Genomic DNA, 14,308 nt, shown 5'->3' with positions numbered 1-14,308 from the left:
TTCACGGTCAGCGTGGCCGCCAATGGCGGCGTCACGCTCGACCAGCTCCGGGCCGTGGTGCATCTCGACCCGACCAATCCGGATGATTCAACGAGTTTGACCTCGGACAACCTGGTGACGCTGACCGCGATCAAGACCGACGGGGACGGCGACAGCGCCCAGGCGACCCTCAACATCGGGCAGAACCTGGTGTTCAAGGACGACGGGCCGAGCATCACCACCACCGGCACGGAGCCAACATTGACGGTGGACGAAACGATACTGACGACCAATGACACCCAGAGCTTCGCCGCCAACTTCAACTCGGCGTTTGGCGCCGATGGTGCCGGCACGCTGACCTATGCGCTGGGCGTGGTGGCCGGGGCTTCCGGATTGACGGACACGGCCTCGGGCCAGGCGGTGAACCTGTCGCTCAATGGCACGGTGGTGGAAGGGCATACGGCCCTCAGCAACCTGCTGGTGTTCACGGTCAGCGTGGCCGCCAATGGCAGCGTCACGCTCGACCAGGTCCGCGCCGTGGTGCATGCCAACACCGCCAATCCCGATGATTCGACGAGCCTGACCTCGGACAGCCTGGTGACGCTGACCGCGACCAAGACCGACGGGGACGGCGACAGCGCCCAGGCGACGCTGAACATCGGGCAGAACCTGGTGTTCAAGGACGACGGGCCAAGCATTACCACCACCGGCACGGAGCCAACATTGACGGTGGACGAAACGATACTGACGACCAACGATACCCAGAGCTTCGCCGCCAACTTCAACTCGGCGTTTGGCGCCGATGGTGCCGGCACGCTGACCTATGCACTGGGCGTAGTGGCAGGAGCTTCCGGGCTGACGGACACGGCCTCGGGCCAGGCGGTGAACCTGTCGCTCAATGGCACGGTGGTGGAAGGGCATACAGCCCTCAGCAACCTGCTGGTRTTCACGGTCAGCGTGGCCGCCAATGGCGGCGTCACGCTCGACCAGCTCCGGGCCGTGGTGCATCTCGACCCGACCAATCCGGATGATTCAACGAGTTTGACCTCGGACAACCTGGTGACGCTGACCGCGATCAAGACCGACGGGGACGGCGACAGCGCCCAGGCGACCCTCAACATCGGGCAGAACCTGGTGTTCAGGGACGACGGGCCGGCACTCAGTTTCGGCAACTTGATCGGGACCGGTAGCGTCCTTGCGCAATCCGGGTTCTGGAATATGGCGACGGGAGCCGACGGGCTGGGTGCGGCCGGTCTGGATATCTCGTTGGTCAATGACCAGTTCACCCTCGTCAGGCCAGATAACACGACCACGACCGGGACCGGCACGCTCCACGAGCTGGCGCTGTCACCGGATGCCAACGGCGCGTACCAATTCGCAGGAACGTTGACCGGTGATTTCGACAACAACGCTGCAACGGCGAATACCACCGTCGACTACACGCTGACCGCCTTTGCCGATGGTCGCTATGCACTGGATCTGGTGCAAGGCTTCAGTTCGACGATAGTGCTCAGCAGTGCCAGCGGCTCGCTCTCTCCCGGCAACCCGGATCCGGTGCGCACATTGTTGATTCCGCAGACGAATGACCCGGCTATTCCTTCGACATCCGAGGAGATTGTGTTCTTTTCCGCGAAGGCGCTTGCGTCGACCTCGGATATCCTGACCGGCATCGGGCTCGGAGCACCCGACCCCACCGAAGCCACGCTACAGACCCCCCCCCTGCCGTCGTACATAGACCCGGCGAACATGTACGTCAGCACGGCCGGCATCGGCGTCGGCAATAACGTTTTCCAGGGAGATAACCTGGCGGCAATCAGCGCCGCCGATGAAAGCTTCGTCATCAATCCAGAGAGCCTGCTGACGGGCATGAAGGTCTTCATCGACAACTCCGTGGCGGGTTACAACACGGCGACCGAGGATCTGTACTACAGGATCTACTACGCGGATGGCACGCATTCGAACCAAGTCGAGGTGAACACCCTGACGCCGGAGGCTGGCGGGCAGGTGTCCTTCCTCGTCGAGAAGGAGGGTACGTCACTGATCGACGCTGTTCAGCTGACGATGGGCCGGGGCGATATCAAGATCCCGGTGATCCAGTTCATTCAGCAGAGTGAGAGCCTGGCCAGCGATGTCCAGCTGGCGTTCAGCGCGACGCTGACGGACAAGGACGGGGACTCGGCGACGAGTACGTTTGCCGCCAACCTGTTCGCCAACGAACCGGCCAACGCACCCTTCGACTTCACGCTGGTTGGCACGGCCGGAGAGCAAGATGCGTTCAACATCGATCTGTCAGTCAATGAGAACCTGTACCAGGTCACCGGTTTCGATGTGGGCTCAGGTGTGCAAGACAAGCTGGTGCTCAACGGCGACCCGAACGCCGTTTTCCAGATCGACAACTCTGGTGCAAACGGCGTCGTGACGGTTGCCGAGGCTGGCGGACAAGCAACGACCATCACCGTGGTTGGGGCCCATGTTCAGAATACCGACATCTTTTTTGGCAGCGCCTGAGGCTTTGCGCGCGTGAACGGATGCGAGGGTGGCCTAGGAAACCACCCTCGCATTCTTTTTGCGGTTCAGATACGAGATCCCCGTGATCGCATGCGCTGTGAACTGGCGAGCAGCACAAGGCTTGAAGAACGCGGCGGGTAGGTACAGGTTGGCGTGGCGGGATTTACCGAGAACGACATCAGTATTGCGGGGCACTCTGTCCCGGGTTACCGACAAGGATGGCGAAACGTTGGCGGTCTACCCCCTGAAAGTGAGGGGCAGACCGTATTGTATCGACTTGAAATTCAATCCAGTTCCACCCAGGCGGACTCGGACGGTGCTTCGTTGGTGAGCCCGTGTTTCAGCGCATACATCAGCAAGTCGATGCGGTTGATGAGATTAAGCTTTTGATAGATGTTGCTGAGGTGGTTGTGCACGGTGTGCTCGCTGATCCCCAGGCGCCCGGCGATGCTCACATATTTGGCGGACGGTTCGCCCACGATGGCGCGAATCAGTTCTCTCTCGCGCAACGTCAACCGCGCCTGTTTCGCCTGCTCCAGATTGCATTTCATGGGTATATGCCCGGTCGCGGCATAGCCGGAAAGGCCGCCAGCCCAGGCTCTATCCATTGCGAAGTCGCTATGGTGGACCTTGAGGATGGCCTGGATAATCGATTCCGTCGGGTCTTCCGCCAGCACGATGCCGCGAGCGCCAGCCTCTATCGCCTGGGCAACGGGGACGACTTCGTACAGGCCCTTGAGCAGCAGCACTTTCATTTCGGCGCTACGGGTGAGTCCCGCGACGACATCCAGAGGATTCAGCGCATTCGGAAAGAAACTGAAAAAAATGACATTGGGCCGCAACTGATCGGCAAGATCCAGCGCACTGGTATAGGTGGTGGCCTGTGCTATCACTTCCATCTGGGGCTTTCTGGCATTGATCAAGTCGTGAAGGCCCTTAAGCACGAGCGGACGACAATCGATCAACATCACACGAATTGGTTCTTTTTGGTCAGTCATGATCTTCCTGACCCCCTTGATAAACTAACGATGGCCTCCACCCGCTGGCCTTCCCGGGTCAGCAACTTGCTCACTGGGTCGGCGCGATTGAAGGACGGATTTGAACGCCGGGAGGCCGCGATAGCGCCCACCCAGGCATTGGCAACCAGAGGCCCTGGGGCCATTTCCATCAACAGCACCGGCAGGCGAGGCGAACGTTTCCAACAGGCAGACAAAGCCCGGGAGAAAAGATCAATACGAGTAATTATCAATGGTTTGCGCATGATGATGTGCTCCCTCCCGCCTCTCAACTGATTCTAGGCCAGCCCGGAGCGCTACCTGCCTGCCCATCCGTCGGTCCTCGATGCAAGCCCAGTGCGAGTAGGCCTGACCGCAGTTCTCAAGAGGGGGGGTAACCCTCGAAAATCAAGGTATTAGGCTCGCCAAAGGTGGCCAGTGGCCAAGGTCTGATCCTGGTTGCAATCGTCAATTAATCGACGAATGGTGTGCACTTAGGAGTACTAATTTTGGTTTAGTCAATTTATCGGCGATACCTGCCTGGCCGAGCCACCTGCCAGCCAGAGTTTGGGGAAATCAGTGAGTAGCTCTGGCCGCTCCCGTCCTGCGGATTTGAGATAACACCTGATGCCCGCGCCACTGCCCTAAAAGCCCCGCCGGAAGAATGATTCGGCGGGTTTTTTTTGTGCGCGAGGTCTCGTTCTCAGTAACGCCTTCACATATTCAGAATGAGCATTGGGGAAGGTTCTCAAGGGAACGCTGTTGCTGGCCGATAACCCGGGCAGTCAGGGACTTGTTGGTCTCTTCCGGTCGGCATGGGGGCTCATAGTCTATGCGAAGGTGTTTGATAGCCTAGTGCCACCAATTATCATCTGCGCGCCAAATCAAGGGCTGCGAAGCTGAGTCCGTCCGTGCATTTGTCTTTGGGTTCTTCTTCTTAAATTGCCTGGAAATCTTCGATGCTGTCGTATCACCAAAAGCGTTTTCTGATCGTCGATGATTTCTCGGACTTTCGCAGTTCGGTCAGGTCGATGCTGCGCGAACTGGGCGTCAAGGAAGTGGACACTGCCGATACCGGTGAGCAGGCGCTGAAAATGTGCTCGCAGAAGCAGTACGACTTCATCCTGCAGGACTTTCACCTGGGCGACGGCAAGAAGAATGGCCAGCAGGTGCTCGAAGACCTGATGGAAGAAAAGCTGATCAGCCATGAAGCGGTGTTCGTCATGGTCACCGCCGAAACCAGCCAGGCCATGGTGCTCAGCGCGCTGGAGCATGAACCCGATGCCTACCTGACCAAGCCGTTCAACCGATCCAGCCTGGCCCAGCGCCTGGAGCGCCTGGAGCAGCGCAAGACCCTGCTCAAGCCGATCCTGCAGGCCCTTGACCGCGGCAAGCCGATGGAAGTGCTCAACGCCTGCATCGCCCTGTGCAAGCAAGATATTCGTTACTCGCCGTTGTGCCTGCGCTATCGCGCCGATGCTCTGCGCGACCTGAATCAGAACGAAGCGCTGGAGCGCCTCTATGACGGCATCATTGCCGACCGCCCGTTGCCATGGGCGTTTGCCGGGTTGGGCAAGTTGCTGTTCAAGCGCGGTCAGGTCGGGCAGGCCAAGGGCATTTATGAGAAAGCCCTGAAAGTCTTCCCGATGATGCCGTCGCTGTATGACGGCATGGCTGACGTGCTGGTCGCCGAAGGGGACACCAAGGGTGCACAGCGCGTTCTGGAAGAGGCGATTCGTCTGTCGCCGCTGGCGGTGCGCCGGCAAGCGTTGCTCGGTAAGCTGGCGATGACCAACGAGGACTTCGACACGGCGGCCAAGGCCTATCGCCAGGCCGTGAGCCAGGGCGCGCAGTCTCGGTTCAAGGATGCCGAGAGCAATCTCGGCCTGGCCCACGCCTTGATCAGCAAGGGCAGCGAACGGGGCCTGGACACGCGGACCCGACTGGAAATCAACACCACATTGAGCGCCGTGGCCAAGGAAAATCCCTCCGATCCGGGCCTGCAAATCCGCGCGCGCCTGATGAAGGCCACCAGCCTGTTGCTCAACGATGCCGAGACGGCGGACAAGCTCACCGAGCAAGCCTTGTTGCGCCTGGATGGCATGGAGCAATTCATGAGCGCCGAAGCGGCCTTGCTGGTGGCCAAGCAGCTGAAAATGCTCGGGCAGACCGAGGCCGGTACCGCGATGCTGAAAAACTGCGTGGAAATCTACGGCGACGATCCGGTGGTCATGAAGGACATCGCCAAGCAGACCGACGACCCGAGCATCCTCAACTCCGGCAACGCCGCCGCGGAACTCAACCGCCAGGGTGTGCGCGTGTACAAGACCGGCAACCTGGTGGAGGCCCGGCAGGTATTCCGCAAAGCCCTGGCGATGCAGCCGAAGAACATCAGTATCGCCCTGAACATGGCGCAATCGTTGTTGCATGGCACCGATACCAGCGCTCCTTCGGCGGAGCTGGAAGAATGCCGGACCTGCCTGAAAATGGTCGGCCTGATGCCCGACTCCGACGCGCGCTATCCGCGTTACCAGAAGCTGAAAAGCAAGGCGTTTGGCCAATGAACGACAACCAACAGGCACTGGATTTCTCCACGGTGATCGCCTCTACCGTGCACGACATGAAGAACTCGCTGGCCATGCTGATGCAGGCCCACAGCCAGTGGCTGGCGCGATTGCCGGAGCCGGCGCAGCAGACACCGGAGCAGGGCGTGATCGACTTCGAGTTCGCCCACCTCCACGGCATGCTGGTGCAGTTGCTGGGGCTGTATAAGCTCGGCGTCAATCAGATGCCCTTGCAACCGGCCTACCATGAACTGGACGACTTCATCGAAGCGCAACTGGCATGCCATCAGGAGGTGTTCGCCAGCCGCGGCATCATGGCCACCTTTGAAGTGGACCCGTTGAGCCCGTTGGGTTTCTTCGACCGTGAGTTGATCGCGTCGGTATTGGCCAACTGCATCAACAACGCCATTCGCTTTGCACGGCATGCCGTTTTGATCAGCGTCAGCGACGAAGCCGGGCAACTGGTGTTGACCATCAATGACGATGGCGAGGGATACCCGGCTCAGATGCTCGAACGTCAGGCCGATTACGTGCAGGGCATCAATCAAAGCACCGGCAGCACCGGGCTGGGCCTGTACTTTGCCGGGCGAATTGCCGCGCTGCATCAACGCAACGGCGTGGGAGGGCGTACCGAAATCAGCAATGGTGGTCCGTTGGGCGGTGGGGTGTTCCGCCTTTACCTGCCCTGACAGGCAGCATATTTTTCGACGCTGCTTGAAATTCCGAACACGCGGAGCCTATTTTGTACGGTCGCCGTTCGCGGCCCGCGCAATAACAAGGATAGCGTCATGAGGACCGTTGGCCTGAGTTCACTCGCGCAGCGATTGACGGGCATTGATGAAGTTGAATGTGTCACGCCGGATTTGAATGGCGTTCCACGGGGCAAAGTGATGACCTGCGAGGGCTTTCTCGACGGTCGACGTCTGCAGATGGCGCGGGGCGTGCTGTTGCAATGCATCATGGGCGGATATCCGCCGGCGCGGTTTTACGGCAGCGATGATGGCGACCTGGCGCTGATCCCGGACCCAGCACAAATCCACCGCTTGCCCTGGAGCCATCCACCGCGGGCCTTCGCCATTTGCGACGCGAATGAACTGGGCACCACCACCAGCTCCAGCCTGTCGACCCGTGGTCAGCTCAAGGCCGTGATTGCCCGTTACGCAGCCCGTGGCTTGGCGCCCGTGGTGGCGACGGAGCTTGAGTTCTTCGTTTTTGCGCCTAACACCGACCCGACTCAGTCGTTCCAGCCGCCACTGGGGCTGGACGGTCGTCGCGAAGATGGTCAGTCGGCGTTCAGCGTCAGTTCCAATAACGGCTTGCGGCCGTTCTTCAATGAAGTCTACGAATGCATGGCTGCGTTGGGGTTGCCTCGCGATACCTTCATGCACGAAATGGGTGTCAGCCAGTTCGAGATCAATCTGCTGCACGGTGATCCGCTGTTGCTGGCCGACCAGACGTTCCTGTTTAAGCACTTGCTCAAGGAAGTTGCCCTCAAGCACGGCCTGAGCGTGGTGTGCATGGCCAAGCCATTGCCGCATACGCCGGGCAGTTCAATGCATATCCACCAGAGCGTGGTCGAGATCGATTCAGGGCGTAACGTGTTCAGTGATGAAGCGGGGCAGGAGACGCCGACCTTCCGCCACTTCATTGCCGGTCAGCAAGTTTGCATGGCCGACTTCACCGCGTTGTTTGCGCCGAACGTGAACTCCTATCAGCGCTTGTGCCACCCTTACGCCTCACCGAATAATGCCTGCTGGTCCTACGACAACCGGGCGGCCGGCCTGCGCATTCCGGCCAGTTTACCGGTGGCCCGTCGAGTCGAGAACCGCTTGCCGGGGGCCGATGCCAACCCGTATCTGGCGATTGCCGCAAGCCTGGCGGCGGGCTTGCATGGCATCGAGAACGCGTTGGAACCGAGCGCGCCGATCCAGGGTGAGTTCGAAGTGCCGGACAATCTTTCGTTGCCGTGTACCTTGCATGCGGCACTGGAGCGTCTGAAACGTAGCCAGTTGGCCAAGGAACTGTTCGGCGCGGAATTCATCGAAGGCTACATCGCTTCGAAGACCCTGGAGCTGAGCAGTTTCCATGATGAAATTACTCCCTGGGAGCGTCGTGTGTTAGCGACCCAGGCCTGACGATCCGTCGACATCCGGCTATCGTTTAGCGGTAGCCGATTCTCACTGCAAGGAGCCGCTCGTTGCGCCAAATCTGGAAATCCTTTCGGGCGCTGTATTTCGCCTCGCTGATGATGTTGATCGGCTCGGGCCTGTTGAGTACTTACCTGGGCCTGCGCCTGGCGGCCGACCATGTCGACAGCCTGTGGGTCGGTGCATTGATGGCCGCCAACTACTTCGGCCTGGTGCTGGGGGGCAAGATCGGTCACCGGTTGATTGCCCGGGTCGGGCATATCCGGGCCTACTCGGCCTGTGCCGGGATTGTCGGCGCGGCGGTGTTGGGGCATGGCCTGATCGATTGGCTGCCGGCCTGGCTGTTCCTGCGGGTGATCGTCGGCCTCGGCATGATGTGCCAGTACATGGTGATCGAGAGCTGGCTGAACGAACAGGCCGAGGCCAAGCAGCGCGGGTTGGTGTTTAGCGGTTACATGATCGCCTCTTACCTGGGCCTGGTGATGGGGCAACTGATTCTGGTCATGCATCCGGCGCTGGGGCTGGAGCTGCTGATGCTGGTCGCCCTGTGTTTCGCCCTGTGTCTGGTGCCGGTGGCCCTGACGCGGCGGATCCACCCGGCACCCATGCATCCGGCGCCGATGGAGCCACGGTTCTTTATCAAGCGCGTGCCGCAGTCATTGAGCACGGTGCTCGGGGCAGGCCTGATCGTCGGTTCGTTCTACGGTCTGGCACCGCTGTATGCCTCGCAGCAAGGATTGTCCACGGAGCAGGTCGGTCTGTTCATGGGTAGCTGCATTTTTGCCGGGCTGCTGGTGCAGTGGCCGTTGGGCTGGTTGTCCGACCGCTACGATCGGGCCGTGTTGATTCGCAGCTTCGCGTTCAGCCTGGCCCTGGCTGCACTGCCGCTGGCGATCATGCCGCAGGTGCCGCTGGAGGTTCTGTTTATCGCCGGTTTCGTCTGTTCGCTGGTGCAGTTCTGCCTGTATCCGTTGGCGGTGGCGTTCTCCAATGACCACGTCGAAGGCGATCGTCGGGTGTCCCTGACGGCAATGTTGCTGGTGACCTATGGCGTGGGTGCGAGTATCGGGCCGCTGGTGGCAGGCGTGCTGATGAAGCTGTTCGGCAGCCAGATGCTCTACGCGTTTTTCAGCTTCTTTGCGTTGGTGCTGGTATGGCGGATTCGCCCGAAAGCGGTGACCAACCTGCATCAGGTCGACGACGCACCGCTGCATCACGTGGCCATGCCGGACAATATGACGAGTTCGCCACTGGTGGCGGCGCTGGATCCTCGGGTCGATGAGCAGGTGGTGCAGGATCAGATGTGCAATCCGGTGAATCCGGAGCCGTCAGCCGAACCTGAATCCGAATCAGAAACCGATCAACCGCCAGAAGACCCTGATTCGGGGCGCGAGCAAAGCTTTACCGAGGCCAGGCCTTAAAACCGGGGGCACAAAAAAAACGGGCAGTCACCGCAAGGGACTGCCCGTTTTTTGTTGACGCTCCATCAGATGTCGTCTTTGTCGAAGCGACGTGCTTCGCGTTGCAACTGATAGACGAAGCGTTCGACCTGACGCTGCACCAACCCGCTCATGTTGTGGAAGCGAACGCCGGCGAAGGTGGTGGAAATCTTTTCTTCGAAGTGCAGATAACGCAACTCGACCGGCGCGGTCATCTTGCCAAAGGGCAGTTCGGCGCTGAAGCGGTCGTACACCTGGCCCAGTTGCAGGCTGCCAGTGATGTCGCCGTCGAAGCGCAGTTTGCAGCCGGTAGCGGAAATATCCAGCAGCTTGCCGCTGATGGGGGCCTTGAGTTTTTCGCCGTCGAGGTTGACGTTGACCAGTTGTGCCAGCTTCAGCGCGGCGCGGAACGCATTGCGGCGCTGGTGGTACACCACTTCGTCGGGCAGGGCGCCACGATAGCAGCGGCTGCCAGCGGATTCGTCGATGTTCAACCGGCCGTTGCTTTCCCAGGCAATGCGTACACCTTCGTGGAAGCCTTCGACCCTGAACGGTTCGCCCGCCAGCAGGTAGCGCTCGCCATCACGGGGAATCATTTCGTCCAGGGCAATCATGTTGCTGTCACGGTCCAGGTCCACCAGATAGCTCTGGAAGCGCTGGCTGCGCTCGTGGAATGTGATGATCAGCGGGTCATGGCTTTCGAGCAGCTGGCGCAGGTTGCTGGAGATTTCCAAGGGCGTGGAGAGCACCTTGGGTGGCTGCGGAGCATCATCCACGGATAAGGCATTGGACACGGTTAATCAATCTCCAGACAAAATTTGACTACGGCAGTCTGGCAGTTTGCCAGTATGTTGCGCGTCTTGATAGAGCGGGGGCATTGACCGGCTCATGCCTGACTGAGCGGGCGCGGCTTGGCAAGCTTGGAGAATGTTCCGCTGGCATCGTAAAGCGCCGGGGTTTCACCGCCGGTGAGGATTTTCAGCTGGGTGGCCGTAGCGGCCTGCTGAGTGAGGATCGACTGGCCGTTGTTGGCGTTGATGGCCTGGCACTGGGCGAGGAGATCGGTCAGCACGTCACTTTGCGCCAGCAACTGCTCGCCAATGCTCGACTGGCCGGCCAATTGCTCCAGACCGCCGCGGTTGGTCGGCAGGTTGAGGCTGGCGAGGACTTCACTGCGCTTGCGGCCATGCTGTTCGAGCAAAACGACCAATGCCTGTTTCTGCGCCAGGATGTTCTCGAGCAATGGCATGTCGCGGCCATGCAATGCGAGGGATTCGGTCTGCAGTAATTCCAGCAGGTGTTGCGCTGGGGCAAAGTCGTCGGTGATCAGTTGCAGTAAATGAGTGTCGTGCATGGCTGGCCTTGGGTTTTAAGCGTCCAAAAGCCTGGCGCCGGCGGTGGCCTAGCGCTGGGCTTCGAAGTTGAGCAGTTTGCTGGCTACACGGTTGCTGTCGACTTTATAGCTGCCATCGGCAATCGCTGCTTTCAACTCGGCCACGCGGGCGTTGTCGACGGCAGGCTGATCGCGCAGCTTGTCAGTGACCTTCTGCAACTGTTGAGCCTCATTGCTGAGATGTACCGATTCCCCGCTTTTGACGGTACCGGCCGGTTCGGCCGCGGACTCCAGCGGCGCAGATTTGCCGGCCTCGGCACTTTCCTTGCTGGCGCTGGTACGTGTACTGCCCGTAAGGGACGAGGAGCTGTTCAATCGGCTGAAATCGATGACCATGATAAAAAACCTCTGGGAATTTGGACGCTTGCCATGGTTTCGGCCATTCCCTGGAAAACTTTAGGCCCATTTATCAATGAACCTTGCGCGCGCCAGCGCTTGCCGTGCCTGGAACACAGTCTAGGGAACAGCCGCGGCAAGCGCCACATTCTGATGAATAGCGAGCCTTACATGGACACTTCCACCTGCCCCGGCGCGATGACCTGCGCCTTGATGACTCGCTGGGAGTTGAGGTTTTTCACCCGGATCTGTTCGCTCAGGCTGCCGTTTGACAGCGCTTCGCCCGGCATGCGCACGCTGAGCGTACCGCTGCGGGCGGTAATCACCACCTGATCACCCTTGCGGATGACTTCTGCCTGTTCGATATGCACCAGGGTAATCACCTGGTCGGCGACCATTGGTCGGGTCAGTCGCTGTCCGATCGCCTGATCGAGGGAGGTCAGGTAGCCCTGGCTGGTGAGGCTGATATCGCGCTCGCGCAGGACCACGTCCCCAGGCTCGACAATGGCTGCGCGGCGCAGTGGCCGGGCGCTGGTCACGACTTCGCGAAACAGGCGGACTTGAGCGGGCACGAACACTGTCCAGGGGGAAACGCCCTCGCAGCGAACCTTGACCGTAACCCGTCCCAGCGGCTTGGGACTCTCAAGCGTTGCTGTCAATTCCTTGTCGCACATGGGCATGTGCATGCGCGGATCGAGTTGGTTGACCTGGATCTCGTAGCGACCTTCCGTTTGGCTGGTAGCCAGATAGTCTTCTACGGTGAATTCAAGAAAGCCCTGAGTGACGCCGATAAGCATGTCAGGCAAGGTAACCGCGTCAGCAAGGGCAGGGCTGCCAGCGTTGAACAGGCAAAAAGCCGCCAGCACACCGAGCAATTTTCGGCAGGGTGTGGTCAGGCGTCGGAAAAATGTCGGTTCTGTGTTCATAACGATTAAAAAAGCAAGCGCCGTGCCGTTTAGTGATGAAGGCGCGTCGCAACAACACTTGGCGTTGGTGTAGGAGTCTGGGCATGGCTGGTGTAATGGATTCGGTAAACCAGCGCACGCAACTGGTGGGGCAGAATCGCCTTGAGCTGTTGTTGTTCCGTCTCGACGGCCAGCAGCTGTACGGGATCAACGTGTTCAAGGTTCGGGAGGTGCTGCAATGCCCCAAGCTGACGCTGATGCCCAAGTCCAGTCCTGTCGTGTGCGGCGTGGCGAACATCCGGGGGGCGACCATTCCGATCCTTGATCTGGCAATGGCGACTGGCTCCGGTGCGTTGAAGGACAAGCACAATCCCTTCGTGATCATCACGGAGTACAACACCAAGACCCAGGGTTTCCTGGTCCGCTCGGTGGAGCGCATCGTCAACATGAACTGGGAGGAGATCCATCCGCCGCCCAAGGGCACCGGGCGCGATCACTACCTGACGGCGGTGACGCGAGTCGACAATCAGTTGGTCGAGATCATCGACGTCGAGAAGGTGCTGGCGGAAGTGGCACCGACGCCTGAAGCGATTTCAGTCGGTGTGGTGGATGTCGAAACCCAGCACAAGGCGCTTTCGTTGCGCGTGCTGACGGTCGACGACTCATCGGTGGCGCGCAAGCAGGTCACGCGTTGCCTGCAAACGGTCGGCGTCGAAGTGGTGGCGCTGAACGACGGTCGGCAAGCGCTGGACTACCTGCGCAAACTGGTCGACGAGGGCAAGAAGCCGGAAGAAGAGTTCCTGATGATGATCTCCGACATCGAGATGCCGGAGATGGACGGGTACACCCTGACGGCGGAAATCCGCAACGACCCGCGCATGCAAAAGCTTCATATCATCCTGCACACTTCGTTGTCGGGGGTATTCAATCAGGCGATGGTCAAGAAGGTCGGTGCCGATGACTTCCTGGCCAAGTTCCGTCCTGATGACCTGGCATCCCGGGTAGTCGACCGGATCAAAGCAGCAGATATCAGCTAGGGGGTCGCCCCCCTGGCAGTCAACACGATTTAAGAGGCGGCATCATTGTCTACGGGTAATTTGGATTTCGAACAGTTCCGGGTATTCCTGGAAAAAGCCTGTGGCATCTTGCTCGGTGAAAACAAGCAGTACCTGGTCTCCAGCCGTCTCAACAAACTGATGGAACAGCAAGGCATCAAGTCTTTGGGGGAGTTGGTTCAGCGCATGCAGACCCAACCGCGCAGCGGTTTGCGCGAGCAGGTGGTGGATGCCATGACCACCAACGAAACCCTGTGGTTTCGTGACACCTACCCGTTTGAAGTCTTGAAGAACAAGGTTCTGCCCGAGGCGATCAAGGCCAGTCCCGGCCAGCGCCTGCGCATCTGGTCGGCGGCGTGTTCGTCGGGCCAGGAACCGTATTCGCTGTCGATGTCCATCGACGAGTTCGAGCGGGTCAACCTGGGCCAGTTGAGGATGGGCGTGCAGATTATTGCCACCGACCTGTCCGGTACCATGCTGAACAACTGCAAGACCGGCGAGTACGACAGCCTGGCCATCGGCCGCGGTCTGTCGCCCGAGCGCCTGCAACGTTACTTCGACCCGAAAGGGCCGGGGCGCTGGGCGATCAAGGCACCGATCAAGAGTCGGGTGGATTTCCGTTCCTTCAACCTGCTGGACAGCTACGCGAGCCTCGGCAAGTTCGATATCGTGTTCTGCCGCAACGTGTTGATCTACTTCTCCGCCGAGGTGAAGAAGGACATCCTGTTGCGTATCCACAGCACGTTGAAGCCGGGCGGTTACCTGTTCCTCGGTGCTTCCGAAGCGTTGAACGGTTTGCCGGATCATTACCAGATGGTCCAGTGCAGCCCGGGGATCATTTACCAGGCGAAGTGATTTCGTTGGTGTTGTCAAAAAACGGGAGCCCCTCAGGGGCTCCCGTTTTTTTGTCCGCAATATCTCTCCCACACACCACAAATCCCCTGTGGGAGCGGGCTTGCTCGCGAAAGCGTCTTGTCAGTCAGTTTT

At 59.8% G+C, this 14,308-nt stretch carries 12 protein-coding genes; 7 read left to right on the top strand and 5 right to left on the bottom strand.

Translation table 11 applies throughout. From position 1 onward, the window contains the following. Window positions 1-2,487 (top strand): DUF5801 repeats-in-toxin domain-containing protein (locus AC1DVE_RS22515; RefSeq protein WP_477784190.1); only part of this gene is annotated, 2,487 nt, incomplete at its 5' end. Window positions 2,488-2,771: 284 nt separating this feature from the next. Here AC1DVE_RS22515 and AC1DVE_RS22510 read toward each other — a convergent pair. Further along, window positions 2,772-3,485: a response regulator transcription factor gene (locus tag AC1DVE_RS22510; RefSeq protein WP_223456073.1), complete on the bottom strand. Its 714-nt coding sequence runs from the start codon at window positions 3,483-3,485 to the stop codon at window positions 2,772-2,774. A gap of 956 nt (window positions 3,486-4,441) precedes the next feature. Here AC1DVE_RS22510 and AC1DVE_RS22505 point away from each other — a divergent pair. The 4 genes from AC1DVE_RS22505 (at window position 4,442) to AC1DVE_RS22490 (ending at window position 9,614) form a co-directional block, all read left to right on the top strand. Further along, window positions 4,442-6,046: a tetratricopeptide repeat-containing response regulator gene (locus AC1DVE_RS22505; protein WP_223456074.1), complete on the top strand. Its 1,605-nt coding sequence runs from the start codon at window positions 4,442-4,444 to the stop codon at window positions 6,044-6,046. Then, window positions 6,043-6,735 carry a sensor histidine kinase gene (locus AC1DVE_RS22500; protein WP_477784189.1) on the top strand — a complete coding sequence of 231 codons (693 nt, stop codon included), beginning with the start codon at window positions 6,043-6,045 and terminating at the stop codon, window positions 6,733-6,735. Before AC1DVE_RS22505 ends, AC1DVE_RS22500 begins: the two co-directional genes overlap by 4 nt. A gap of 201 nt (window positions 6,736-6,936) precedes the next feature. Continuing rightward, window positions 6,937-8,181, top strand: coding sequence for a glutamine synthetase family protein (locus tag AC1DVE_RS22495; protein ID WP_223456299.1), 1,245 nt, complete (start codon window positions 6,937-6,939; stop codon window positions 8,179-8,181). A 62-nt stretch (window positions 8,182-8,243) separates the two neighbouring features. After that, entirely contained in the window at window positions 8,244-9,614 is a 1,371-nt protein-coding gene (locus AC1DVE_RS22490; RefSeq protein ID WP_223456076.1) for an MFS transporter, read from the top strand. Between the two features lie 65 nt (window positions 9,615-9,679). On the opposite strand, the gene AC1DVE_RS22485 is transcribed toward AC1DVE_RS22490, so the two are convergent. The 4 genes from AC1DVE_RS22485 to flgA form a co-directional block, all read right to left on the bottom strand. After that, window positions 9,680-10,426, bottom strand: a complete 747-nt coding sequence (locus AC1DVE_RS22485) for a flagellar brake protein (protein WP_223456077.1) — start codon at window positions 10,424-10,426, stop codon at window positions 9,680-9,682. Between the two features lie 92 nt (window positions 10,427-10,518). Further along, complete coding sequence (locus tag AC1DVE_RS22480) at window positions 10,519-10,986, bottom strand: flagella synthesis protein FlgN (RefSeq protein WP_223456078.1); 468 nt, start codon at window positions 10,984-10,986, stop codon at window positions 10,519-10,521. Window positions 10,987-11,034: 48 nt separating this feature from the next. Further along, window positions 11,035-11,361 carry a flagellar biosynthesis anti-sigma factor FlgM gene (gene flgM / locus AC1DVE_RS22475; protein ID WP_223456079.1) on the bottom strand — a complete coding sequence of 109 codons (327 nt, stop codon included), beginning with the start codon at window positions 11,359-11,361 and terminating at the stop codon, window positions 11,035-11,037. 167 nt (window positions 11,362-11,528) lie between these two features. Then, entirely contained in the window at window positions 11,529-12,287 is a 759-nt protein-coding gene (flgA, locus tag AC1DVE_RS22470; RefSeq protein WP_223456080.1) for a flagellar basal body P-ring formation chaperone FlgA, read from the bottom strand. Window positions 12,288-12,370: 83 nt separating this feature from the next. Between flgA and AC1DVE_RS22465 the strand changes: the two genes are divergently transcribed. After that, window positions 12,371-13,303: a chemotaxis protein CheV gene (locus tag AC1DVE_RS22465; protein ID WP_008051531.1), complete on the top strand. Its 933-nt coding sequence runs from the start codon at window positions 12,371-12,373 to the stop codon at window positions 13,301-13,303. 45 nt (window positions 13,304-13,348) lie between these two features. Further along, window positions 13,349-14,176 (top strand): protein-glutamate O-methyltransferase CheR, encoded by an 828-nt coding sequence (gene cheR / locus AC1DVE_RS22460; protein ID WP_223456081.1) that lies wholly within the window; start codon window positions 13,349-13,351, stop codon window positions 14,174-14,176. The last annotated feature ends 132 nt before the right edge of the window (window positions 14,177-14,308 follow it).

The organism is Pseudomonas sp. P4_B4, assembly GCF_056402255.1.
The sequence above is the reverse complement of the archived record's forward strand: the minus strand, read 5'-3'. Positions and strand labels throughout refer to the sequence as shown.